At 31.7% G+C, this 24,712-nt stretch carries 25 protein-coding genes; 13 read left to right on the top strand and 12 right to left on the bottom strand.

The genetic code is table 11. The features are described 5' to 3' along the window. Window positions 1-21 precede the first annotated feature (21 nt). The 8 genes from HA143_RS08485 (at window position 22) to HA143_RS08450 (ending at window position 8,702) form a co-directional block, all read left to right on the top strand. Window positions 22-4,122 (top strand): DNA-directed RNA polymerase subunit beta', encoded by a 4,101-nt coding sequence (locus HA143_RS08485; protein ID WP_209086092.1) that lies wholly within the window; start codon window positions 22-24, stop codon window positions 4,120-4,122. 54 nt (window positions 4,123-4,176) lie between these two features. After that, a complete protein-coding gene (locus HA143_RS08480) occupies window positions 4,177-4,329 on the top strand; it encodes a high light inducible protein (RefSeq protein WP_209086090.1) in 153 nt (50 codons plus the stop codon). 29 nt (window positions 4,330-4,358) lie between these two features. Then, on the top strand, window positions 4,359-5,402 hold the full coding sequence (gene rlmN, locus HA143_RS08475) for a 23S rRNA (adenine(2503)-C(2))-methyltransferase RlmN (RefSeq protein WP_209086088.1): 1,044 nt from the start codon (window positions 4,359-4,361) through the stop codon (window positions 5,400-5,402). Window positions 5,403-5,617: 215 nt separating this feature from the next. Next, window positions 5,618-6,385: a HEAT repeat domain-containing protein gene (locus HA143_RS08470; RefSeq protein ID WP_209086085.1), complete on the top strand. Its 768-nt coding sequence runs from the start codon at window positions 5,618-5,620 to the stop codon at window positions 6,383-6,385. 150 nt (window positions 6,386-6,535) lie between these two features. After that, entirely contained in the window at window positions 6,536-6,751 is a 216-nt protein-coding gene (locus tag HA143_RS08465) for a DUF2997 domain-containing protein (protein WP_209086082.1), read from the top strand. After that, complete coding sequence (locus tag HA143_RS08460; protein ID WP_209086079.1) at window positions 6,738-7,130, top strand: DUF1257 domain-containing protein; 393 nt, start codon at window positions 6,738-6,740, stop codon at window positions 7,128-7,130. Before HA143_RS08465 ends, HA143_RS08460 begins: the two co-directional genes overlap by 14 nt. Before the next feature lie 9 nt (window positions 7,131-7,139). Next, window positions 7,140-7,499, top strand: coding sequence for a ferredoxin (locus HA143_RS08455; RefSeq protein ID WP_209086076.1), 360 nt, complete (start codon window positions 7,140-7,142; stop codon window positions 7,497-7,499). A gap of 9 nt (window positions 7,500-7,508) precedes the next feature. Further along, window positions 7,509-8,702, top strand: a complete 1,194-nt coding sequence (locus HA143_RS08450; protein WP_209086073.1) for an aldo/keto reductase — start codon at window positions 7,509-7,511, stop codon at window positions 8,700-8,702. A 2-nt stretch (window positions 8,703-8,704) separates the two neighbouring features. On the opposite strand, the gene rsmG is transcribed toward HA143_RS08450, so the two are convergent. Next, window positions 8,705-9,418, bottom strand: coding sequence for a 16S rRNA (guanine(527)-N(7))-methyltransferase RsmG (rsmG, locus tag HA143_RS08445; protein ID WP_209086070.1), 714 nt, complete (start codon window positions 9,416-9,418; stop codon window positions 8,705-8,707). An 89-nt stretch (window positions 9,419-9,507) separates the two neighbouring features. On the opposite strand from rsmG, the gene HA143_RS08440 reads away from it, so the two are divergent. Continuing rightward, the gene (locus HA143_RS08440) at window positions 9,508-9,948 is read left to right on the top strand and encodes a J domain-containing protein (protein WP_209086067.1); all 441 of its coding nucleotides are present in this window, start codon (window positions 9,508-9,510) and stop codon (window positions 9,946-9,948) included. Between the two features lie 16 nt (window positions 9,949-9,964). After that, the gene (locus HA143_RS08435) at window positions 9,965-10,222 is read left to right on the top strand and encodes a DUF3143 domain-containing protein (RefSeq protein WP_209086064.1); all 258 of its coding nucleotides are present in this window, start codon (window positions 9,965-9,967) and stop codon (window positions 10,220-10,222) included. Window positions 10,223-10,230: 8 nt separating this feature from the next. Here HA143_RS08435 and bioA read toward each other — a convergent pair whose 3' ends face one another. The 5 genes from bioA to HA143_RS08410 are packed head-to-tail and all read right to left on the bottom strand — an operon-like array spanning window position 10,231 to window position 14,798. After that, window positions 10,231-11,532, bottom strand: a complete 1,302-nt coding sequence (bioA, locus tag HA143_RS08430; RefSeq protein WP_209086061.1) for an adenosylmethionine--8-amino-7-oxononanoate transaminase — start codon at window positions 11,530-11,532, stop codon at window positions 10,231-10,233. Then, the gene (bioD, locus tag HA143_RS08425) at window positions 11,533-12,198 is read right to left on the bottom strand and encodes a dethiobiotin synthase (RefSeq protein ID WP_209086059.1); all 666 of its coding nucleotides are present in this window, start codon (window positions 12,196-12,198) and stop codon (window positions 11,533-11,535) included. Then, the gene (locus HA143_RS08420; protein WP_209086057.1) at window positions 12,195-12,965 is read right to left on the bottom strand and encodes a methyltransferase domain-containing protein; all 771 of its coding nucleotides are present in this window, start codon (window positions 12,963-12,965) and stop codon (window positions 12,195-12,197) included. The genes bioD and HA143_RS08420 overlap by 4 nt, the downstream gene beginning before the upstream one ends. Further along, complete coding sequence (locus tag HA143_RS08415; RefSeq protein WP_209086038.1) at window positions 12,958-13,662, bottom strand: hypothetical protein; 705 nt, start codon at window positions 13,660-13,662, stop codon at window positions 12,958-12,960. Before HA143_RS08415 ends, HA143_RS08420 begins: the two co-directional genes overlap by 8 nt. Further along, window positions 13,659-14,798 (bottom strand): aminotransferase class I/II-fold pyridoxal phosphate-dependent enzyme, encoded by a 1,140-nt coding sequence (locus HA143_RS08410; RefSeq protein ID WP_209086035.1) that lies wholly within the window; start codon window positions 14,796-14,798, stop codon window positions 13,659-13,661. Before HA143_RS08410 ends, HA143_RS08415 begins: the two co-directional genes overlap by 4 nt. Before the next feature lie 139 nt (window positions 14,799-14,937). Between HA143_RS08410 and HA143_RS08405 the strand changes: the two genes are divergently transcribed. Continuing rightward, window positions 14,938-17,664, top strand: coding sequence for a DEAD/DEAH box helicase (locus tag HA143_RS08405; protein ID WP_209086033.1), 2,727 nt, complete (start codon window positions 14,938-14,940; stop codon window positions 17,662-17,664). An 11-nt stretch (window positions 17,665-17,675) separates the two neighbouring features. On the opposite strand, the gene HA143_RS08400 is transcribed toward HA143_RS08405, so the two are convergent. Beyond that, window positions 17,676-19,061, bottom strand: coding sequence for a class II fumarate hydratase (locus HA143_RS08400; protein WP_209086021.1), 1,386 nt, complete (start codon window positions 19,059-19,061; stop codon window positions 17,676-17,678). A gap of 48 nt (window positions 19,062-19,109) precedes the next feature. Further along, window positions 19,110-20,405, bottom strand: a complete 1,296-nt coding sequence (purB, locus tag HA143_RS08395) for an adenylosuccinate lyase (RefSeq protein WP_209086018.1) — start codon at window positions 20,403-20,405, stop codon at window positions 19,110-19,112. A 282-nt stretch (window positions 20,406-20,687) separates the two neighbouring features. Between purB and HA143_RS08390 the strand changes: the two genes are divergently transcribed. After that, on the top strand, window positions 20,688-21,500 hold the full coding sequence (locus tag HA143_RS08390; RefSeq protein ID WP_209086002.1) for a TlyA family RNA methyltransferase: 813 nt from the start codon (window positions 20,688-20,690) through the stop codon (window positions 21,498-21,500). A 1-nt stretch (window position 21,501) separates the two neighbouring features. Here the strand turns inward: HA143_RS08390 and HA143_RS08385 are convergent, their stop codons facing one another. Continuing rightward, window positions 21,502-21,840: a P-II family nitrogen regulator gene (locus HA143_RS08385; RefSeq protein ID WP_209086000.1), complete on the bottom strand. Its 339-nt coding sequence runs from the start codon at window positions 21,838-21,840 to the stop codon at window positions 21,502-21,504. A 24-nt stretch (window positions 21,841-21,864) separates the two neighbouring features. After that, on the bottom strand, window positions 21,865-22,110 hold the full coding sequence (locus HA143_RS08380; RefSeq protein WP_209085989.1) for a hypothetical protein: 246 nt from the start codon (window positions 22,108-22,110) through the stop codon (window positions 21,865-21,867). Window positions 22,111-22,288: 178 nt separating this feature from the next. Here HA143_RS08380 and queF point away from each other — a divergent pair, with 178 nt between their 5' ends. Next, on the top strand, window positions 22,289-22,699 hold the full coding sequence (queF, locus tag HA143_RS08375; RefSeq protein WP_209085987.1) for a preQ(1) synthase: 411 nt from the start codon (window positions 22,289-22,291) through the stop codon (window positions 22,697-22,699). Here the strand turns inward: queF and HA143_RS08370 are convergent. Then, on the bottom strand, window positions 22,696-23,982 hold the full coding sequence (locus tag HA143_RS08370; RefSeq protein ID WP_209085985.1) for a cytochrome c biogenesis protein ResB: 1,287 nt from the start codon (window positions 23,980-23,982) through the stop codon (window positions 22,696-22,698). The two genes, queF and HA143_RS08370, sit on opposite strands and share 4 nt — an antisense overlap. Then, a complete protein-coding gene (locus tag HA143_RS08365) occupies window positions 23,983-24,639 on the bottom strand; it encodes a cytochrome c biogenesis CcdA family protein (RefSeq protein WP_209085983.1) in 657 nt (218 codons plus the stop codon). Window positions 24,640-24,712 lie beyond the last annotated feature (73 nt).

Raw genomic sequence — 24,712 nt, 5'->3', positions numbered from 1 at the left:
TTTTTCATTTATTTAAAAATCATGACATCATCTAAACCTAAGAAAACTTCAAGAGTGCGTAAAACTACTAAAAACTCAAAAAAGAATAATCCAATTATAATGCCTGCTTTAGCTAAGACGCCGCCATCATTTAAGAATAAAGTTGTTGATAAGAAAGTCTTAAAAAATTTAGTTTCTTGGGCTTATAAAACTCATGGTACTGCGATAACTGCAGCCATGGCTGATAATTTAAAGGACTTAGGATTTAAATATGCTACCCAAGCTGCTGTTTCTATTTCAGTAGATGACTTGAAAGTTCCTGAAGCTAAACAAGATTTGATAGGGCAAGCTGAAGAGCAAATTTCTGCTACAGAAGAATGTTATAGACTTGGTGAAATTACCGAAGTTGAGAGACACACAAAAGTTATTGATACCTGGACTGAAACTAATGAAAGATTAGTAGATGCTGTTAAAAATAATTTCAATCAAAATGATCCTTTAAATTCTGTTTGGATGATGGCTAATTCAGGAGCAAGGGGAAATATGTCTCAGGTAAGACAGCTTGTTGGTATGAGAGGTTTGATGGCTAATCCTCAAGGAGAAATTATTGACTTGCCAATAAGAACAAACTTTAGAGAAGGTCTTACTGTTACTGAATATGTAATTTCTTCTTATGGAGCAAGAAAAGGTTTGGTGGATACTGCCTTAAGAACTGCGGATTCTGGTTATTTGACTCGAAGATTAGTTGATGTAGCTCAAGATGTAATTGTTAGAGAAGAAGATTGTGGAACTGATCGATCAATAGTCGTTGAGGCTGAAGATGGTAAATTTGGAGCAAGGCTTCTTGGTAGACTTACTGCTGAGGATATTGTGGATTCTGAAGAAAACTTAATTATTCCTCAAAACACTGCAATAGATCCTGCGTTGTCAGGAAAAATTGAGACAGCATCTATTACAAAGGTAAAAATAAGATCTCCATTAACATGTGAAGCGAATAGATCAGTATGTAGGAGATGTTACGGATGGGCTTTGGCTCATAATCATCTGGTTGACTTAGGTGAGGCAGTAGGAATTATTGCTGCTCAGTCCATTGGAGAGCCAGGGACTCAATTGACAATGAGAACCTTTCATACTGGAGGTGTATCAACTGCTGAAAGTGGCGTAGTAAGATCAAAGATTTCTGGGAGAGTGGAATTTAGTTCAAAAGCAAAGGTTAGAGGTTATAGAACTCCACATGGTGTAGAAGCTAAACAAGCGGAAGTTGATTTTATTTTAAAAATAGTTCCTAAAGGCAATAATTCTAATAAATCTCAAAAAATTGAAGTTTCTAGTGGATCGCTTTTATTCGTAGATGATGGTGAAGAAATTAATTCTGATATAACAGTTGCCCAGATCACAGTTGGAGCTGTGAAAAAGAGTGTTGAAAAAGCAACAAAGGATGTTATTTGTGATTTAGCTGGGCAAGTCATGTATGACAAGGTTATTCAACCAAAGGAGGTCACAGATAGGCAGGGAAATATTACTTTAAAGGCTCAAAGATTAGGCAGATTATGGGTTCTAGCTGGAGATGTTTATAACTTACCACCTAATGCAAGACCAGTTGTCTCTCCTGGAAACTCTGTAGAGGAAGGAACTGTTTTAGCAGAGGCCAGTCAATCAACTGAGTTTGGTGGACAAGTGCGACTAAGAGAATCAATAGGAGATTCAAGAGAAGTTCAGATTGTTACTACTTCGATGTCTTTAAGTAATTTTAAATTAATAGAAGAATCTACTCACTCAGGCCAAATATATAATTTGGAATCTAACGATGGAATCTCTTATCGTTTGAACGTTTCCCCCGGTAGTAAAATCAGTAATGGTGAGATCATTGCAGATTTAACTGATGAAAGGTTCCGTACAAAAACTGGTGGGTTAATAAAATATTCACCGGGATTAAGTGTAAAAAAAGCAAGATCATCTAAAAATGGTTTCGAAGTTAGTCAAGGGGGAACATTGCTTTGGATTCCCCAAGAGACACATGAAATAAACAAGGATATATCTCTTCTAATGATTGAAGATATGAAATGGATTGAAGCTGGAACAGAAGTTGTAAAAGATATTTTTAGTCAAACATCAGGAATTGTTACGGTTACTCAGAAAAATGATATTCTCCGTGAAATAACTGTAAGAAATGGAACTTTTCATGAGTGCGACGATGAAGAAGTTTTGAATAGATTTACAGAAGAAGGCAATCTAGTAAATCCAGGCGAAAAGATTTTGGATGGTATCGAAAATAAAGAAATTCTATTTGTTCAGAAATTAGAAACCTCCAAAGGTAGTGGTTTATTATTAAGAACCGTAGAAGAATTCACTATTCCTGATCAAGCAGAAATACCCCAATTAAATCATGTTAAGCAGGAAAAAGGACCACATCTAGGCTTAAAAGCTATCCAAAGGCTTACTTATAAAGACGGTGAATTGATAAAATCAGTTGAAGGAGTTGAATTGCTTAGAACACATTTAAGCATAGAAAGCTTTGATGCTACTCCACAAATGACTATTGATGTCGAGTCGATTGAAGATGAAAATGATGCATCAATAAATAGATTAAATTTAGTGATTTTAGAGTCTATTCTTGTAAGAAGAGATACTATATCCGACTCGAGTCATGGCTCAACACATACAGAATTGCAAGTCAGTAATAATCAAACCGTTAAAGCAGGAGATGTAATAGCTACTACTCAAATTCTTTGTAAAGAACAGGGATTGGTTCAATTGCCAACTGTAATTGATGATGAGCCGATAAGAAGGTTAATCGTTGAAAGAGAACAAGATAAAATTCAAATTAAGATTAGTAATAAAGCAGTTGTTAAAGTCGGTGATCGTGTAGTTGATGGTGATCTTATTACTGAATCTGAAAAATCTACTTCCTGCGGAGAAATCGAGGAGATTTCTAGTACTTCATTAACCTTAAGACTTGGAAGGCCTTATATGGTTTCTCCTGATTCAGTTTTACATGTTAAAGACGGAGATTTAGTTCTTAGGGGAGATGGTTTAGCTTTACTTGTTTTTGAGAGGCAAAAAACTGGAGATATTGTACAAGGATTGCCGCGAATTGAAGAGCTTTTAGAAGCTAGGAGACCCAGAGATGCGGCAATTTTATGTAACAAATCTGGAATTGTTCAGATTAAAAAAGGTAATGATGAAGAATCAGTTTCTTTATCGGTAATTGAAAAAGATGATTTAGTTAACGAATATCAACTATTAATTGGAAAAAATATAATGGTTAGTGATGGACAACAAGTTACAGGTGGAGAAATTTTAACTGATGGACCAATTAATCCTCATGAATTATTAGATTGTTACTTCAGCGATTTAAAAGATCAAAAACCTCTTTTAGATGCAGCTCGGGAATCTATCTCAAAACTACAAAGAAGTATGGTAAGTGAAGTTCAAAACGTATATAAATCACAAGGCGTTGCAATTGATGATAAGCATATTGAAGTTATTGTTAGACAGATGACAAGTAAAGTCCGCATAGAAGATGCTGGTGATACTACTCTCTTGCCTGGTGAACTTATAGAGTTGAGGCAAGTGGAAGATACAAACCAAGCAATGGCAATTACAGGAGGAGCTCCAGCAGAATTTACTCCTGTATTGTTGGGTATTACTAAAGCTTCTCTAAATACAGATAGCTTTATATCAGCTGCATCATTCCAAGAAACTACAAGGGTTCTTACTGAAGCAGCAATCGAAGGTAAATCTGATTGGTTAAGAGGTTTAAAAGAAAATGTTATTATCGGGAGATTAATACCAGCAGGTACTGGTTTTAGCGGATTTGTAGAGGAACTAGCCTCAGAGGCAGGCCCTCATCCCGATATCCTTGCAGAAGAATCTGGTGGATACAGAAGAGCACAGAACTTAAGGCCAGATTATACAGTTGATATGCCACAAACTCCTGCCGTAAGCTCTACGGCAATACTTGATGATCCTAGTGACGAAGATTTGGAGACTACGCGAAACCGACATGGAATCGATCCCTCTTCCAGTAATTTTGCTGCCTTTGCAAGACCTAGTGCCGAAAATCAATTTTCTGAAGATCAATTGCCAGATCCTGCTGCATTGGAGGGATTACAAGAGGAAGGACTTCTTTCTGATGAATAAAAATTATCTATTATCATTTTTAGTTACTAGAATGAATTTATTAATTTATAAGTGATGATTAAGCCGGAGATTGTCCCCAAGAGAAAATTACCCCGTTATGGATTCCATTCTTATAATGAAAGACTTAATGGAAGAATGGCAATGATTGGATTTATTGCGCTTATTCTTACAGAATTCTTTTTAAAACATGGTTTGCTGTTATGGTGAAAATAGTTTTTAACTAAAGACTAAATACTTTGAAAGATCTTCTTGGTAGTAGTATTAAAGAATTAGAAAATGTAGCTTTAGATTATGGTCAGGCTGCTTTTAGAGGTCGCCAAATCTATAATTGGATTTATAACTATAGAAATAAGAAGAAAAATATTGATCAAATAGAAGTCTTACCTTTAGATTTTAGAAAAAAGTTAAAGGATGAGGGTTTTAAAGTAAGCCAACTTAGTTTTCAAGAAAAAAGCTTGGCTAATGATGGCACTCTCAAGTTATTACTTTCTACAGTTGATAATGAAAGTATTGAGTGTGTCGGCATACCAACTGAAAAAAGACTGACTGCATGTCTTTCGAGTCAAGTAGGATGCCCAATGGACTGCAAATTTTGTGCAACTGGGAAGGAGGGTTTGAAGAGATCTTTAAAAACAAGTGAAATATTAGATCAAATTTTATTTATTGAAAATGAAATGAATAGAAAAGTTACTAATATTGTTTTTATGGGTATGGGTGAGCCTTTACTGAATATTGATGACTTGCTTTTTTCAATTAGATCTATAAATGAGGATTTTCAGATTAGTCAGAGAAAGATAACTGTAAGTACTGTTGCTGTCCCAAAAATGATAAGTAAATTATCCTCAAAGTCTTTTCAAATCTTGGGCAACTGTCAATTTACATTAGCAATAAGCCTACATGCTTCAAATCAAAAAATAAGAGAAATGATAATTCCAAGTGCGAAAAACTATGATATCAAAAATATAATTGAAGATTCTAGGCAATTTGTAAGAGATACTGGTCGGAGGGTCAGTTTTGAATATTTAATGTTAAGGGGTGTGAACGATAAATTAGAACACGCCAATGAATTGAGTAATTTGTTAAAAGGTTTCCAATGCCATGTAAATTTAATACAGTACAACCAAATTGATGAAGTTGAATTCAAGCGAGCCTCTTTAAAAAATCTTCAAATATTTCAATCTAGACTTTCTAATAATGGTATCGCTGTTAGCTTCCGAAAAAGCAGAGGACTAGATAAAAATGCTGCATGTGGTCAGTTAAGACAAAATGCAAGCAATTAATAATATTATCTGAAAATAATTTTTTAAAAAGTCTCTAAACAGGTTATTATTGACTTAATTCATTTTGAATCTTTGGGTTTTATTAAGACAAAAATTTTACCTTTCGCTATCGTCGCACTTTTTGGAATTGCTTTCTTTGCAGTCAGCGCAAGAATCTGGCTGCCTGGAGATATGATGTCACCAGCTCCCTTGAATTAATATTTTTAGGTTTTGAAATGACAAGAAATCAGGATCCTAATAAAGAAAGCTTAGCTGAAATTGCTGTTGATCCAGATGTTTTAGCTAGAGAATTGGCTTTAGAGCTTGAAATAGATCCTTTAGAACAAATTGATGAGGATGCATTTTCAAAAGGTTTAAATATAACTCAAGAATGCAATCAAGCTTTAACAATGCTTCAAGGTAATAGAGAAGAAAGAATACAAGGCTTAAGAATATTTTGCGAATATAGAGATAAAAGATCATTCCCCCTTTTGTTACCATTACTTGATCAGCCTTGTCCTGTTGAGAGAATGAGTGCGGTATATGCTTTAGGCCGTAATCCATGTCCTACGGCAGTCCAGAAACTTGTCAGTCTTTTGGAGACTGATGATAATGCTTATGTCAGAAGAGCAACTGCATGGAGCTTAGCTAATTATGATAACCAAATTGTTTTAGAGCCATTAATAAATGCTTTGAAGAATGATGTGGCTGCAGTAAGGTTATGGTCATCTAGTTCTTTAGCCGAAATTGGAAACGTTTCATTAGAAAATGCTCAATTAGCAGCAGAACAACTTTTAGTAAGTTTAAAAATAGATAATGAACCGGGGGTTAGAAGTAATTGCATTTGGTCATTGTGTAGATTGTATGAGAAATTAAACAATTCATATCAAGAAATTTTCATTGATGAATGTACAAAGATAGCACTTTTCGATAAGGAACCTTCCGTTATGGAAGAAGCAAAAACTGCCTTGGATTCAATGGGTATGCAAGGTTTTTATAATTAAATTTATTAATTTTTTAACCAGAACCCAACCGGAAAAAGAATTTTTTATCAAATAATCAATATAAAAATTAAAATTATTTAACTTGTACCAACTGAAACAAAAAATTTTCGTTATTCTATATAAAGTTTAAATACTAATTAGCTGAATTTAATGCCTCAAAGAATATTGAGATTCAAAATTCATCAAGACGGAAGAGTTGAAGAGACTGTTGAGGGATTCACTGGTAACTCATGCAGTGAAGCTACAAAAAATCTCGAAGATGCTCTGGGTGAAGTAACAGTTAAGAATAAAAAATCTGATGCTTTCATCTCTAATCACAGTGAAAACTTAAAACAACTTAACAACGAATCTAATGTCACATTTTAGTAAGATAAAAACTCAGCTGAAAGAAGCAGAGCCCTTAATTAAGGCTTTAAATAACCTTGGTTATGTTATCAATCAAGAAGAAAAGTTTGTTAAAGGCTATAGAGGTAAACTTACAACTGTTGATATAAGCATGAATTTACCTGGTGATACTAAAGTTGGATTTAAATGGGACAATACTTCAAATTCATATGAATTAGTTTCAGATCTTGATCTTTGGAATTTTGAGCTCCCTGTAGAAAGATTTATTTCAAAAGTTACTCAAATGTATGCTTACGAAACAATTGTTTCCAAAACAAAAGAGGATGGCTATCAAATTGTGGAACAAAAAAACACAAATGACGGTTCTATTGAATTGGTTTTAACCAAGTGGGAAAACTAATATCAGCATATGGATTTTACCGATCCATTAGAGAATGTTGAAGAAAACATCGAAATTACAGGCTGCGAGCCTGTATTAGGTGGCAAATTAGCTGATAAGGCAGTATGGGTTGATGAGGCTAGATGTATTGGTTGTAGATACTGTGTACATGTAGCTTCAAACACTTTCCTAGTTGATGACTTTCATGGTAGAAGTCGAGCTATGAGACAAGATGGAAATAGTGTTAATGTTATACAAGAAGCAATAGATACATGTCCTGTTGATTGCATTCACTGGGTCAAGTTTGAAGAATTGGATGATTTAGAAAATAATCTAGATAGGGATATGTTTCAATCACTTGGAAAACCACCAAGAATGAATAAGCATTAATATCAAAAGATGCAATATCGTAGATTTGGCAGAACCAATATAAAGATTCCTATTTTATCTTTGGGTAGTATGAGATTTCAAAAAAGTTGGGATCAATTAGATTTTTCTGAAGTTTCATATGAAGAACAAAATAAAGTAGAAAATATATTAGATCTTGCAAACAAATATGGCTTAAGTCATGTAGAAACTGCTAAGTACTATGGAACTTCTGAGGTGCAATTAGGGATGTGTTTTAAGAATACTAAGAAAATCCCAAATATTATTCAAACAAAGATTCCACCAAATAGTGATCCAGAAATCTTTGAGAGAGATGTTATGACAAGTATTGAGAAATTGAAAGTTAAAAAAATTGATTTGCTAGCAATACATGGCATTAATACAGATGAACATTTACATCATGCTATTAGAGATGGAGGTTGTATTGATATTTTGAGGAATTTGCAAAAAAAAAATTTAATTGGATATATTGGATTTTCAACTCATGGAAAACCTTCTCTTATTGAGAAGGCCATATCAACTAACTTATTTGATTATGTAAATTTGCACTGGTATTTTATAAATCAAGAAAATACAAAAGTTATTAATTTAGCAAATAAGTATGACCTTGGGGTTTTTATAATAAGTCCCACTGATAAAGGGGGACATCTTCATACTCCCTCAACAAAAATGTTGGAACTTTGTAGTCCACTTCATCCTATAGTTTTTAATGATCTTTTTTGCTTAAGGAACAAAAATGTCCATACTCTCAGTGTGGGAATTGCAAAAGAGACAGATTTTGATCTCCATTTGAAAGCTGTCTCTTTATTATCAGAATCTGAGCAATATGTTCCAAAGATAATAAACAGATTAAGGCAGGAATCAATTAATACTTTAGGTTTAGATTGGTATCAAAATTGGAATAGAAATTTACCTGGTTGGGAATATACGCCAGGAAATATTAATATTCCCATTCTGATTTGGCTTTCGAATTTAATTGATTGGTTGGATTTGGAAGGATTTGCGAAAGCTAGATATCAATTGCTTGGTAATGGAAGTCACTGGTTCCCTGGATGTAACGCTAATTTACTAGATGTGGATGTTTCTGAAGGACAATTAATGAATGTTTTAGAAGGCCATATAAATCCTAAAAAAGTTATAAATAAATTGAGAACCTTAAAAGAAAAATTTGGAGATAATATTGCGAAAAGATTATCAACAAAATAATCTCATAATGGATTCTTCTCAGGTTTGCCAACTTTTCTTGGGTAAATTTCAGGGCAAAATTTTTTTGGTTGAATAAGAATAATATTTCGGGTGCCTTTATTTCTTGGTAATAATATCTCTTTTTTATCTTTAACTTTCCCTTCTAATATTTCTAAAGTTTTATCCAGATTTTTGCTTTCTTCATTCGTCCATTTGCCACAATATAAAACTCCAAACCCTTCTTTTTTTAACATTGGTAGTATATATTCTGAAACTGTTGATGGATTACTAACCGCTCTAGTTGTTGCAATATTAAAATTATTTCTCATTGACGATTGGTGGGCTAAGTTCTCAATACGATCATTGATTACATGAATATTGTTTTTGAAATTGATCTGTTCAACTAAAATTTTTATTGCATCTGTTTTCTTTTTCAAAGAATCAATTAGGTATATCTCAGAATTAGGATGAGTTATGGCATAAGCTAAACCTGGGAAGCCACAGCCTGATCCAATATCTAAAAATCTTTTATTATCAAAATTAATATTCGTGAAAGCTTTAAATGGCCAAATGCTGTCAAAAACTTGAGATACCCAATAATCATCCCCATCAGTTAATCTTGTGAGATTGGTTTTATTATTTAATTCTTTAATTTTAATTTGTAACTCTTGAAACATATTTATTTCTTCTTCAGTTATTAAGGAAAGAATTTCTTCTGGAATGTTTTGTTTTTTCATTTCGTTGTAAATATGAATTTTAACCATCCATTAAATACATTCTATTTAGTAAAAATTTACTAGAATTACAATATTAATAAAAGATTATTTTGAAAGGGGAAACTTCCTATTACAAAATTTTAGGTGTAAATGAAAATGCATCCAATAATGAATTAAGAAAGGCATTTTGTAAACTTTCTATTGAGTTACATCCTGATACAACTTCATTAGAAATAGACGTTGCTAAAAGTAAATTTCAAGAAGTTCTAGAAGCTTATGAACATTTAAATAATAGTAATTTAAGGAAAATATATGATGACAAACTAAAAGAAAACTCTAGAAGTAGAAATAATACTAACGTTTTAAACAATTTAGTAATCGATTCTAATAATCAAAATTTAATAGGAAATAGAAGACCTTTTTCAAGTGGAGAATTGTTTTCGTTGTTTCTTTTAATTATCATCATTTCTATAAGTTTAATTTGTTCAATTTTTATTGCTTCTTTTACTGGAAAAGAATTAGAGACAATCCCGCTTTGGCTAATTAAATAATTATTTAAAAAAGTCTGTGAATCCCTCTAAAAAACCTATTAATCAAAATTCATTGCAAACATTGGAATTGTGGCTCACTGATTTAGGTGCTGTGAAGGATATTAATAATCCATCTAAATGGTATCTGTTACTTTCAAATTGGAATGCAACTATTATTTTTGAACAAGAAGATTTAAGTGTTATCTGGGAAAGTGAAGGACAAGAAACTAAAAGACTATTTTCCTATTGCATTAATAGAGAAGATGTGGAAAATGCAATACTGCAGGGACCTTAAATTTCTATCTAAAGATTTTCTAAGATTTGCCTTATTATCCAGTAACTTTTTTCTAATTGATCATCGGTTATACAGAGAGGTGGCAAGAGATAAATAACATTTCCCAGGGGCCTAATAAATAAACCTTGCTCCATTGCAAGACTCTTTATTTCTTTCCCAATATTATTGAAATAACCTTTTTTGTTCCCAATATCTAAATCGAAGGCAGCAATTGTGCCGGATACCCTTATCTTTTTTATATGAGGTAAATTTTTAAATTTAATTAAATGAGATAAATGTTTTTCTTCAAATGAAAGGTATTTGTGTGGTTCTTTTTCTAATAAATCAAGACTAGCGTTTGCCGCAGCACAACCTAAAGGATTAGCAGTAAAACTATGTCCATGCCAAAAAGTTTTTCTTGGGGAATCATCAATAAAGGATTGGAAAATTTTTTCTTTACATAAAGTTATTCCCATTGGTAAAAATCCACCAGTTAAGCCTTTTGAAATACTCATTAAATCAGGAATGATTTTTGCCTTTTGAGACGCAAAAAGGCTTCCACATCTTCCAAACCCAGTCAACACTTCATCGGCAATTAACAAAGAATTATTATTTTTTATAATTTCTGAAACTTTTTTTATAAACTGAGGCCTAACCATATTCATTCCTCCGGCTCCTTGAACAAGTGGCTCAAGGATAACTGCTACTGTAGGAGTTTTAAGTAGAGTTTCTAATTTTTGGATCGCCTCATTTTCTTTATTTTCTACTTCTTCATCATTTATCCAAGTTGAAGGCCATGGGACTCTCCTAACTGGGAACATAAGATTATCGAAATTCTCATTAAAAATATTTCTTTCACCTAAAGCCATTGCTCCAAATGTATCGCCATGATAGGCTCCATCAAAAGCTACTATTTGAGTTCTTGTCTCTCCTTTATTTTGCCATGATTGGAAGGCAATTTTTAAAGCGACTTCCACTGCAGTAGAACCGTTATCAGAAAAGAATAATCTTTCTAGTTTTGTTAATTTACTAAGTCTTTCCGCCAATTTTTTTGCCTGTGGATGTAAAAAATCAGCAAATATAACTTGCTCAAGTTTTTTTGATTGATTGAAAATGGCATCCGCAATATATTCGTTGCTATGACCATGAAGAGTTACCCACCAACTACTAATTGCATCTATTAGCTCTTTTTTAGGATCTTTAGTAAATAGGAGGGCATCTTTACCATGAGTTACTTCTATTTGCGGTTTGCTCTTATTGACTTGAGTAAAAGGTGGCCAAATATTTGGGTGCCAATCTTGATTTGGAGTTTTTGAATCCAAAGGTTTCATTTAACTTATTTTGGAATTTAAAAGTGAGATTAACTTATTTTTAATTTCAAGTTCTTTCCATAGTATATCTAAATTATTTGAGTCCATTTTTTTGATATAAGGAAATTCAGTAATTAACGGAATACCACTAAAATCAACTAGAGTTTTTGGATTATCTAGGTGTTTTTCGCCATTGACTACTAAACCTAAAATCTCAATATTTCTTCGTTTTAAGGCCTCAATACTAAGCAGGGTATGGTTAAGAGTCCCAAGTGAGCTCTTACATACAAGTATTACCGGAAGATTCCATTGTTTTATTTGATCTATTTGCAAAAAATTGCGTGTTATTGGAACCATTAATCCACCTGCAGTTTCTACAATTAATGAGCCCTGCACTTTTGGCAATCTCAACTTGTCAAAGTTAATAGTTTTTTGATCTATTTCAGCAGCCCAATGAGGAGATAGAGGTTTTGTAAAGACATAAGCTTCTTTGATGATTTTCTCTTTACTTACTTGTGCAAGTTTTTCAACAGTTTGACTATCAGTGTGCGATTCAATACCACTTTGAATAGGCTTCCAATAAAAGGAATTTAATCCTTTAACAAAAAAAGAGCTTATTAAAGTTTTTCCAATATCAGTATCTGTTCCACAAATTATAAATTTGAAAATACTATCCTGACTACTCATAATTTCTTTATGATTTGAATCTCAATTTGCCATGAAAGGTTCACTGTATTATTGTAATTCTTTGGCCAAAACTTTTGAATTTTTTTTAACTCCTTCACTGTTTTGCGTTTACAATTTGTTGATTGTGCCCCTACATTTTTAATGCTTCTAAAAAGCTTAAATACATCTTCAAAATTTTCAAGATAATTAAACTTTTCTGAATAATGAATTTCAGTTGATTTGAAATCTTTTAATAATTCTTTAGAGCAAAGGAAATTAAGACCACTATATTCAATATCAATTTTTCTACAAGTATCTTTCCATTCAGGAAAACAATTTTTTGTTGGATATGAAATGATTAAAAAACCTCCAGATATTAATCTACTAAACCAATTTTTTAGTATCTTTTCTGGGTTGTTTAACCAATGGATGCAAAAGTTAGATGTTAATAGAGAACAGTTATTGATTTCAGAAGGTAAATCATTATTCAAATCCCATAAAATTTTTTTACTAGATAATTTATTCTCAAGAAGCATTTTTTTGCTGAAATCAATTCTGGATACTTTTTGGGAAGAAAATTTTTTTTCTATTTCATCAGCTAATATTCCTGGTCCTGAACCTAGATCCATCCATTCACCTTTTTTTTGGGGATTTAATTCTTTGATAAATTGAACAATCTTTTTTGCAAAAAATTTCTGAATATTTGAATGCTTGAAATACCGATATGCAGCATCATTGAAATTATTTTTTATTTTCTCATTCCACTTTTTACTATCCATTTCAATCATTAAGTCTATTAAGTAAGATCTCGTATAAATTTAAATTATTCAAGCAATGACCTTGTTGAGCTAATTTAATTAATATTGGCTTCCTATCAAGTGTTCTATTCAATAAATATAAAAAGTTATTATTTGATTCGTTGTCAAGAATCAAATCATTTTCTGATTTTATAAAAATAATTTTGCAATCTTTTCTTAAAAATACTGGAAAATCTCTATTGATGTAAAGTTGTTTTAAATCACCTAAAAGAAGAGTTTTATTTAAACTCTCTAAACTTTTATAAAAGATATTTTTAAAACTATTATTCATATGATTTGGCATAAATGATCTATGTATAAATTCTTTCAACATTTCCTTAGGTTCATCTTTTATGATTTTTGTTTCCATTCTTTTTAGAGACCTCAAAATAAAGTTTCTCTTATTACTTAAAGGAAGAAAATTATTAAAAGAATTTATAAGAACAATATGAGTTGCTTCTTTTAAGATTTTTTTTTGCATTAAATGAAAACCAAATGAATGGCATAAAGTCATTCTGATTTCTTTTTTAGATTCGCTTTTAATCCATTTTGCTTGATAATTTTTTGTTGAAAAATAGCCCCTTTCATTATCTTGCCAATGCCAATTATTATTTAAAAAATCAACTTTATAATCATCCCAGAAATATTTATTTAGTCCCCACCCATGTTGAGTAATAATTTGTTTCATTTAAAATCTTTTAATACTGCAATGAAATTTTTTAGCAGATTAAAATCTAAGTTTCTTCTTATTGTTATTCTAATTCTTGATTGCCCAACTGGTACAGTAGGAGGTCTTATCGCAATTGCTAAAAACCCATTTTCCTCAAGATATTTTTGGAGATAAATTGCCTTCTCTTCTTGGCCAACAATAATTGATAAAATGTGAGAATCTCCCTGAACTGGAAAACTAAAATTTTTAATAATTTCATCTTTCCATATCTTCGCAGAAGATAACAAATCATTACCCCATTCTTTATTTTCTAAAATTTTTTTCAAGCCTTCTAGCGCTCCAGCAGCTAAAGATGGCGCAAGAGCGGTTGTGTACCTAAATGCACCACTTGTTTGGATAAGATATTCACCAATTTCTGAATTGGAAGCTATGAAAGCTCCACCGCTTCCAAATGCTTTTCCAAAAGTTCCAGTAATTATAGTTATATCTGAACGGCAATTAAAACTTAAACCCCTCCCTTCAGGGCCCAAGATCCCAATTGCATGGGCTTCGTCAACTAATAATTGCACACTATTTTTTTTGCAAATTTCCGTTATTTCTCTGAGCGGAGCAATTGAGCCCTCCATGCTATAAAGAGATTCGACAACAACTAAAATGGAATTTTTTGTGGGGTTAGATTTTATAATTTTGTCTTCTAAATCTTTTAAATTATTGTGTGAAAATCGAACTAGTTTTGCTTGAGCAGCTTTAACTCCCACCAATAAAGAGTTATGGATCAATTTATCTGCTATTACGATACTATTTCTGTTTGCTAAAGCTTGGATAGCGGCTATATTTGCTTGAAATCCGCTTGGGAAAAGTAATACTTTCTCTTGATCAAGCCACTTGGCAAGTTCTGTCTCTAATAATTTATGTATTGGTCTTGAACCTGTAATAAACCTTGAGCTTCCTGAACCAATACCTTCTAAAATGCTTATTTCGTAAGCAGCTTTTATTAAATCCTTGTCTCTACTTAATCCAAAATAATCATTACTACATAAGTCTATAAGTTTTTTATTTTGCGAATTTAAACTTAGAAGTTCGAATGATTTTTTACCTAAAGAAAATGTTTTTAATTTACGGATTCTATTTTTTGGAATTTTTATTTTTTTCATTTTGGCAAAATAAAATATAGTGGATTTAATTAAAAAGATTTAGATTTACTATTAAAGTTTGCAAGGTATTTTTTGTTTATTAATATCTATATAGATCATATATTAAGAAGTTAACTCATCCTCTCTTCAATCACAATTATTGCTTAATTTAGAGGAATATTTCCCCTTTCCGCTAGATGATTTCCAATTAGAAGCAATCCGAGCTATTAATAGCGGAAATTCTGTTGTTTTAACGGCACCAACAGGTTCGGGTAAAACATTGATAGGAGAATTTGCTATATATAGAGGCTTATCTCATGACAGCAGAGTTTTTTATACAACACCTTTAAAAGCCCTATCAAATCAAAAGTTTAGAGATTTTGCTAATCAATATGGTGAGAATAAAGTTGGTCTTTTAACTGGAGATATAAGTATAAATAGAGAAGCACCAATCTTAGTTATGACGACTGAGATTTTTAGGAACATGCTTTATGGCGAATTTGATGAATTTGATGATCCCTTAGAAAATTTAGAATCTTTGATTCTTGATGAATGTCATTATATGAATGACCCCCAAAGAGGCACAGTTTGGGAAGAAACTATAATCCATTGCCCTACTAGAACTCAAATAATAGCTTTATCAGCAACAATAGCCAATGCAGATCAACTACAAAATTGGATAGAAAAAGTTCATGGCCCCACAGTACTAATTAATAGTGATAAGAGACCAGTCCCACTTGATTTTATTTTTTGTAGTATTAAAGGCCTCCATCCACTTTTAAATAATAAGGGTAATGGAATTCATCCAAACTGTAAGATTTGGAGAGCTCCTAAAGGGCAGAAAATGAGAGGAAAAGTGGGCAGGATAATGCAACCAAAGTCTCCCTCAATTGGCTTTGTGATCTCGAAATTAGCTGAACGAAATATGTTGCCAGCTATTTATTTTATTTTTAGTAGAAGAGGCTGTGATAAGGCTATTGAGAATATAAAAGACTTAACTTTAGTAAGTTATTCAGAAGCAAATATGATATCCCAAAAATTAGATGTTTATCTTAAAAATAATCAAGAGGCAATTAAAGATAAATCTCAATGCGAGGCATTAAAACGAGGTATTGCATCTCACCATGCTGGATTATTGCCTGCATGGAAAGAATTGGTTGAGGAATTATTTCAGCAAGGCTTGATAAAAGTTGTTTTTGCAACAGAAACTCTTGCTGCAGGAATTAATATGCCCGCAAGAACAACTGTTATTTCTTCTTTATCAAAAAGGACAGAAGATGGGCATAGATTATTATTTAGCAGTGAATTTTTGCAAATGTCAGGAAGAGCTGGAAGAAGAGGAAAAGATACCCAAGGATATGTTGTTACATTACAAACAAGATTCGAAGGTGCTAAAGAAGCTAGTGCACTAGCTATTAGCAAACCAAATTCTTTAGAAAGTCAATTCACTCCTAGTTATGGAATGGTACTTAATCTTTTACAAAGTTATACTTTAGAGAAGTCTAAAGAATTAATTAAAAGAAGTTTTGGTAGTTTTTTATATTTAGGTGAATCCTCAGGTGAGAATATAATTCTTGAAAATTTAAATAAGGATTTAATTGAATTAAAAAAAATCACATCTAACGTCTCATGGAAAGATTTTGATGCCTACGAAAAGTTAAAAAATCGTCTTAAAGAAGAGAGAAGACTCTTGAAAATTTTAGAAAAACAAGCGGCAGAAAAATTATCAGAAGAGATAACTAATGCACTACCATATATTAAAGATGGAAGCTTAATTTCAATCAAAGCTCCTCAAATTAAAAGAAAAATTGTTCCAGGATTAATTTGTCAGAAAATATATGAATCCCAGAAAATTAAGAGTTTATTGTGTTTGACAATTGATAATTTATTTATTCTTATAAAACCCTCCCACATAGTAAGTATTTTTAATGATTTGGATGCAATTGATGTCTTAGGACTTGAAGTGCCAAAGATGTATTTTTCTGGAGAGGTATTTAGGGGAGATGATATGTCGCAGTGTTATGCTGATCGAATTTTAGAAGTTTCTAAAAAAAATGATTTACAAACTCCACAATATGATCTGACAACGGAGGTTTTGGCACAACAGCAACAAATTAATAATTTAGAAGAAACAGTTACTGATCATCCCGCACATAGATTTGGAGACTCCAGGAAATTAAAGAAATATAGAAAAAGAATTATTGATGTTGAACAAGAAATAAATATGAGAAAAAAACTGCTTGAGGATAAAGAAAATCATAACTGGAGAACTTTTACTGATTTGATTAAAATTTTGAATCATTTCGGTTGTTTAAATAATTTGGAATTGACAGAAGTTGGACAAACAGTTGGTGCCATAAGAAGTGAAAATGAATTATGGATTGGTCTTGTTTTAGTTAGTGGTTATTTAGACGATTTAGATCCTCCTGATTTAGCTGCAATTATTCAAGCTATATGTGTTGATGTAAGGAGGCCTAATCTTTGGTGTAATTTCAAGCCTTCTTTAAAGGTAATAGATGTTTTTAATGAATTAGATGGTTTAAGAAAATTAGTCGCTTCTCAACAAAATAAGTTTCATATTGAAATTCCTATTTATTTAGAAACAGAGTTGACTGGAATTATTTCTGAATGGGCAAGGGGAAAAAAATGGAAAGATTTGGTTTTTAATTCTTCATTAGACGAAGGTGATGTAGTGAGGATTATTAGAAGATCAATTGATGTACTTTCTCAAGTGCAATACTGTATTGGTGTTAGTAATAAATTAAAAAGCAAAGCAAAGTTAGCATTAAAAGCTATTAATCGTTTTCCTGTTTCTGAATCTAATGATCTTATAAAAGTCTCTGAAGATATTAATCCTGCGACAAAAAGAATTGAAAATAATTCTTAAATTTTTTTTAATTAAATCATTGAATTAATATTCATCGCTTCATCAAATTCATCTTCGTTTAAATAACCTAATTTAAGTGTTGCCTCTTTTAAATTTAATGATTCTTTGAAGGCAAGGTTTGCAATTTCAGCTGCTTTTTCATAACCAACTTTTGGCACTATGGCTGTAACCAACATTAGTGAATTATCTAAATTAAACTTCATTTTCTTTTGATTAGGTTCCATCCCATCAACTAATTTTATTCTGAAGTTTTTTATTGCATTTTTAAGTAATTTTAAACTTGTAAGAATATTAAATCCAATCAGAGGCTTATATTCATTCATCTGCAAAGTGCCGCTAGAATTTGCCATTGAAACTGCATATTCAAGACCCATTATCTGAGTGCAAACCATTGATAAGGCTTCGCATTGAGTCGGATTCACTTTACCCGGCATAATAGAACTTCCAGGTTCATTTTGAGGGATAATTAATTCATATATTCCTGACCTTGGTCCTGAAGATAGAATTTTTATATCATTTGAAATTTTAAATAATGCACCTGCTAATATTTTTATCTGACTCATTACTTGAGCTAGACGATCATGCGAGGCCATGATAGAAAAATTATTTTTTGATTTATAGAACATGAGATTAGTATCATCGGAAATTGATTTTATAGACTCTTCACAAAATCCTTTTGGACAATTAATCCCTGTTCCAACTGCAGTTCCTCCCAGAGGTAAAAAATACAATTCATTCAGACTTATAATAATTGCATTCTCAGCATCTTTAAGTTGCTCTGACCATCCTGATATTTCTTGCCCAAAAGTAAGGGGCACTGCATCTTGAAAATGGGTTCTTCCTATTTTTATGAGGTCTTTCCACTGCTCACTTTTTTTATCAAGGATCTTAGTAAGCTCTCTTATCGTTGGAACTAAGTTTTTAATTATTTCATTAACAACTGATATTTGAATAGCAGCAGGAAAAGTATCATTAGTTGACTGAGATTTATTTACATCATCATTCGGATGAAGTGGTTGATGACTCCCAAGCTCTGAATTTGTTTTTAATGCTGCAATATTTGAAATTACCTCATTAACATTCATATTTGTTTGCGTGCCACTACCTGTTTGCCAAACCTTTAAGGGGAACTGTGAATCATGAAGCCCATCAAGTATTTCTGTACATGCCTCTACAATCAAATCTTTTTTTCTTTTATCTATTAACCCTAAATTGAAATTCGCAATTGAAGCAGCTTTTTTTATGAGGGTGAGTGAATAAATTAATTCAATTGGAATTAATTCTTCTCCAATAGAAAAATTTATTATCGATCTTTGTGTTTGAGCTCCCCACAAAGCTTCAATGGGAACCTCTATTGTTCCCATACTATCTTTTTCAATCCTAAAGTTTTTTGTCATTATTCCTCTGAAAACACTGGTTTAACTTAGATAAGGTTTTCAGTAATCCTAGATACCTAACTTCTCCCATATTACACTTAAATTATTGAGATGAATTGAAGGATTAAAACATTCTTCCAAGTCACTTTGATCAATAAAATCCATTATTTCATTATCTCTCTCTATATTTTGTTTGAAATCCCCATTTTCAGTATTCCAAGCCTGATGCGCATTTTTTTGTACTATGCTATAAGCTTTTTCTCTAGACAACCCCTTCTCTACAAGCAAAAGTAAAACTTTCTGACTAAAGATTACACCACCATATATATTTAAATTTTTGAGCATATTTTTTGGATAAACTTCCAAATTGCTTACTATATATTTCATTTCACTGAGCATAAAATGCAAACAGATTGATACGTCAGGTAACATGATACGTTCATTTGAACTATGGCTTATATCTCTTTCGTGCCAAAGTGGAACATTTTCCAGTGCTGTTAAGACGTAACTCCTCAAAATTCTTGCTAAACCGCTTACTCTTTCACTTCGAATAGGATTTCTTTTATGAGGCATGGCAGAACTTCCTTTTTGCCCTTTTGTAAAGCCCTCCTCAACTTCTAAAACATCAGTTCTTTGTAAATTTCTTATTTCAGTTGCAAATCTATCTAGAGAAGCGCCAACTAGTGCAATAGTTTGAACATATTCTGCATGCCTGTCTCTCGATATCACCTGCGTACTTGCTGTATCAGGTTTTAAGCCTAGTAAATCACAAGTTATTTGTTCTACTTTGGGATTCGTATTAGCGTAAGTTCCCATTGCACCACTTATTTGTCCAATTGCTACAGATTCTTTAAGTGCTAACAATCTTTTTTTGTTCCTTATTATTTCTGCTAACCATCCAGCAAGTTTAAAACCGAAGGAAATTGGCTCCCCATGAATTGCATGAGATCTGCCAATCATTAATGTATTTTTATGCTTCCTTGCTAATAATCTGACTTCATTTTCTAGGTTCTCAATTTCTTCTAATAACAATTCGCAAGAATCTTTTAACTGAAGAGATAAGCCAGTATCAAGTACATCACTACTGGTCATGCCAACATGTATATATCTTCCAGAATCTCCTACAAATTCATTAACGCTTGTAAGAAATGCTATGACATCATGTTTAACTTCTTTCTCAATTTCTGTAATTCTAGATTCATCAAACTTTGCATTTGAACGTATCTCTCTCATGGCATTCTCAGGAATTTTCCCCAGGGAAAAATTTGCTTCACATGCAGCTATTTCAACCTTAAGCCAACTCTGGAATTTTGCGCTATCAGTCCAGATTTTCCCCATTTCGGGTAATGTGTAACGCTCGATCACAATTTTTATTAATTATCAATTTAAACTTTATAACCAAAATCGAATTATTGCTCTATACCTTAAAGATGTACTTGCCATTGAACATATTTGCCTGACTATTATTTTCTTATGTAACATTTTTCTGGCTAATTAAGAAAGCTTAAATATAAAAATGTTTGCATTTAGTCCTTTCGTTAATAATGGGTAATTTTTTAGTTCTTATTTAAAATTGGAAGGTATTAAAGAATTTGGATCTTAATCTTGTAGAAGTTCATTATTCAGTCTTTTTTTATTGATTAATAGATGATTAAAAAAAGTAGATTAGACCTTTATCTTCTAAAAAGTGGTTTATGTGAAACTCGTCAAAAAGCCCAAGGTTTAATTCTTGCGGGTAAGGTTAGAGATATCAATGGGAAAGTATGGGATAAACCTGGACAACAAGTATTAATTGGATCTGAATTTTTTATTGATTCCGAACCTATGTTTGTATCAAGGGGCGGCGATAAATTATTGGAGGCATTTAAAAAACTTGAAATTAAAGTAAAAGATAAAATATGTATTGACGCAGGAATCTCTACCGGGGGATTTACTGATTGCTTATTGCAACAAGGAGCAAAGTTAGTTTATGGGATAGATGTTGGTTATGGACAGACTGCATGGAAGATTAGAAATAACCCAAAAGTCATCCTTTTTGAACGAACAAACATTCGAAATTTAAAACCTAATGATCTTTTATCTAGAAGTGATCAATTGCCAAATTTTGTGGTTGCTGATTTGTCTTTTATTTCATTAAAGTTAGTTTTTAAATCTATTAGTAATTTATTAGTAGGAGATTGTATAGAGGGAATATTTTTAATTAAGCCCCAATTTGAGGTGGGTAAAGATAAAGTTAGTAAAGGTGGCGTAGTTCGCAATCCTAAATTCCATACTGAGGCTATAGAGTCTGTTATTAGTAATGCTAAAAATTTTCAATGGAATATAAATAATTTAATAGCTTCTCCTTTGGTGGGCCCTGCTGGAAATCATGAATATCTAGCTTGGATGAGTTTAAGAAGTGAAGCAAATCCAAGGATTAATAGAGAATATATACAAAATTTAGTAAATGAAACTCTTTGAATTAGAGAGCTTCTTCATCTTTCTCACCAGTTCTAATTCTTACAACAGAATCAACTGATGTGATGAATATCTTCCCGTCACCTATCTCTCCAGTTTTTGCTGCTTCAGCAATTGCATCTATGACTGAATTAACTTTTTCATCTTCTACTACAACTTCTACTTTGAGTTTCTGAAGGAATTCAACAGTAAATTCGGATCCTCTATATCTTTCAACTTGTCCTTTTTGTCTACCAAAACCTCTAACTTCACTAACTGTCATTCCAACGATACCAGAGTTTACTAATGCAATTTTTACATCCTCCAGTTTAAATGGACGTATGATTGCCTCAATTTTCTTCATGATTAAAGCTTGAATATTGTCATTTTAATTGTTTTTTTGGAAAAGATCCAACATTGAAATATCAGAAAAACATTTAATATTAAGTCCTGCATTCGAAGCGTCTTCAATTAATAATTTAGAATTCTCTTCAGAAATAATTACTGTACTAGTTGATAATGCTTCCCAATGATCATCATCGAAGTGTGTTTGAAGCCATAACATTCCAATAGCACTTTTTGGTTGAAGTGATTTATTTAAGTTGTTATCAATAGTTATCAAACAAATGTCCATTAATTTTTCTTTGAACTAAACACATATAAGCCTCTTGGCTAACATTATGAATGTTACTATTGATACAAAAATAAGATTTAACAGTTTTTGACTGAGTTAATTGTAATACTTAAGCTTCTTGAGATTTTTGCGGATTTTGATCTTTTTATATAGGTTTAGTAAATAAGTTCTACTAAAAATGAGTACAGCTAAATTAGATGATTCGACACAAAAACCACTATATGGTGAAAGAATTATTGAAGAATCAAAAATAATTTGTTTCGAGAATCCAAATAAGAAAAGAATTTATGAAATTTCTATTCAGTTACCTGAATTCACTTGTAAGTGCCCCTTTTCTGGTTATCCAGATTTTGCAAAGCTAAATATTATTTATCAACCTAATTTGAGAGTTTATGAGTTGAAGTCTTTAAAGCTTTATATCAATAATTTTAGAGATATAAAAATATCACACGAGGAAGTTGTTAATAGAATTATGGATGATTTATTGAGTTCAGGCTCACCGCACTGGATACATTTAAATGCTGCATTTAATCCAAGAGGGAATGTTTCTATGCAGTTGGATATTTTTAGTGGACAGAAAAAAATTTAAAAATTTTTTATTTCTTCTGATAATTTTAAAAATTCTTTTTTAAAACCAACTAGATTTTTATTGCTTAGACCTCCAATGGATAACTTTTTTGTTTCTTTATTTACAAGAATCCATAATTGGTTGGTTGGTATAAGACTTATTATTGTTCCAAAAATTATTAAGATGAAAGAAAAGTAAATAAATGGCACAGACGGATCATTTTTAATAATTAATCCACTGCTGGGTATTATTTTTTTTAAAGATAATTTTGAAAAGTTAACTTCCAAGGGATCTTCATTGATATAGAGAATATTCTCGGAAAAATTTTCTATATTGGAAATTGTAAGTGGACCATTTTCATTGTCTATGGTTAAAAGGAAATTTTTTTTAGTCTCTGAACCTAATTCAACTAAAACCCCCCAAACTTGATTGCCTATTTCAGGAATCTCCTTTAGCTGTAATTGATAAAGGATATTATCTATTTCTAAAACTATATTTGATATTGCCCAATCAGCTTGATAAATAGTTAAACCTTTAAACCTAATTGGGTGATTAACTTTGGCAGTTTTGATTTCATTCGATTTTAAATCTTCAGAAGAAAAATCTAACTTTGAAACGAACTGCTTTGGTATACCATCACTTTCTCGTTCTATAGAAAAATCGACTAATTTCACATTAGCTTTTGAGTTTGTACTCTCATTGATAAGATTCAAGCTTTCTCCAGGCAACAAATATTGTTCTTTTGATTCACTTGTAAAACTTCCATATGCTGAACCTATAAGTAAGACTATTAATCCAATATGTACAACTAAAGGTCCGACTTTTCCAATTAAACCCCTTCTTGCAGATATATGACTTTTAAATTTGTATGTTTTCCATCCTCTTTTTTTAAGTAATAAATCAGCTTGTGATAGTTGATCTTCGTCTTCATTGATTTGGTGACTTGAAGTTAATTGTAGTTTGCTAAATTTTTTTTCACTATCATATTCAATCCATTTTAATGAAGCTTTTAGAGAAGGGATTTGCCTCCTAAAACTGCAAGCTGAAAGAGAAATGCAAAGAAGAATTAATGAAAATAAAAACCAGAAGCTTGTATATATATGATCCAATTGAAGTCTTAAGACATTATCTCCATTTAAAAGTCCAAAAATAGGAGCATCATCGAAAATATCAATATAGAATTTTTTATTATTACCTTGAGGGATGAAAGTTCCTATGCCACTTGAAATGGCTATGAAGATTATTAGCGATATGGCGAATCTTAAACTTGATATTTTTAAAATTAAATTCTTAAAAATAATCATTTAAATCCAATTTGAAAATAAATTTAATAATCCTAGGGAAACTAAAAATATCCCACTTAAGGTGGGAATTATTTGACTAAATTTTCTAAGTTCTAAAAATTTTTTTAAGTTTTCTGCAGTAGCCCCTGCGACAATTAATGGAGTTACTTGGCCTATTCCAAAGAAGAATAAAACAATAATAGAGATCGTCGGATTTTTAGCTTGCGATACCCAAGCGAGAAGAGTAGCCAAAACTGGAGTAATGCAAGGTGAAGAGGCTAATCCAAAAGTAATTCCTATCGCAAAAGGTCCTAGAAATGATGGTATTTTATTTTCAATTATTTTTAAATCAGGTCCATTCGGGAACTGAAACTTTAGAATCCCCAGTAAATTTAAACCCATTATTATTGCTATTAGGGCAACAAACGAAGTGTAATAAGATGGAATTTGACCGTATATTTTACCTAAGAATCCACTAGCAGCCCCAAGTGCAACGAGTGAAAAAACGACTCCTCCTGAAAAACTAATAAGTTTAAATTTATTCTCCTCTGTTCCTCCTATATAAGCAATTGTGACTGGAAGTAATGATAATGAGCATGGCCCAAGACTTGTTAAAAGTCCTGCGCTGAAAACCAAAAATATAGTAAATGGACCTGGACTATTTAGACCATTCTGCATAAGCAGATTACCCTTTTGAGATAATTCTGAAATAAATAAATTAAATGATTCGATAGCTTGGCTGAATTCTTTT

It is taken from the genome of Prochlorococcus marinus CUG1415 (assembly GCF_017696015.1).
Lineage (GTDB): Bacteria > Cyanobacteriota > Cyanobacteriia > PCC-6307 > Cyanobiaceae > Prochlorococcus_A > Prochlorococcus_A marinus_AE.
This window is presented reverse-complemented; position numbering and strand designations above follow the sequence as displayed.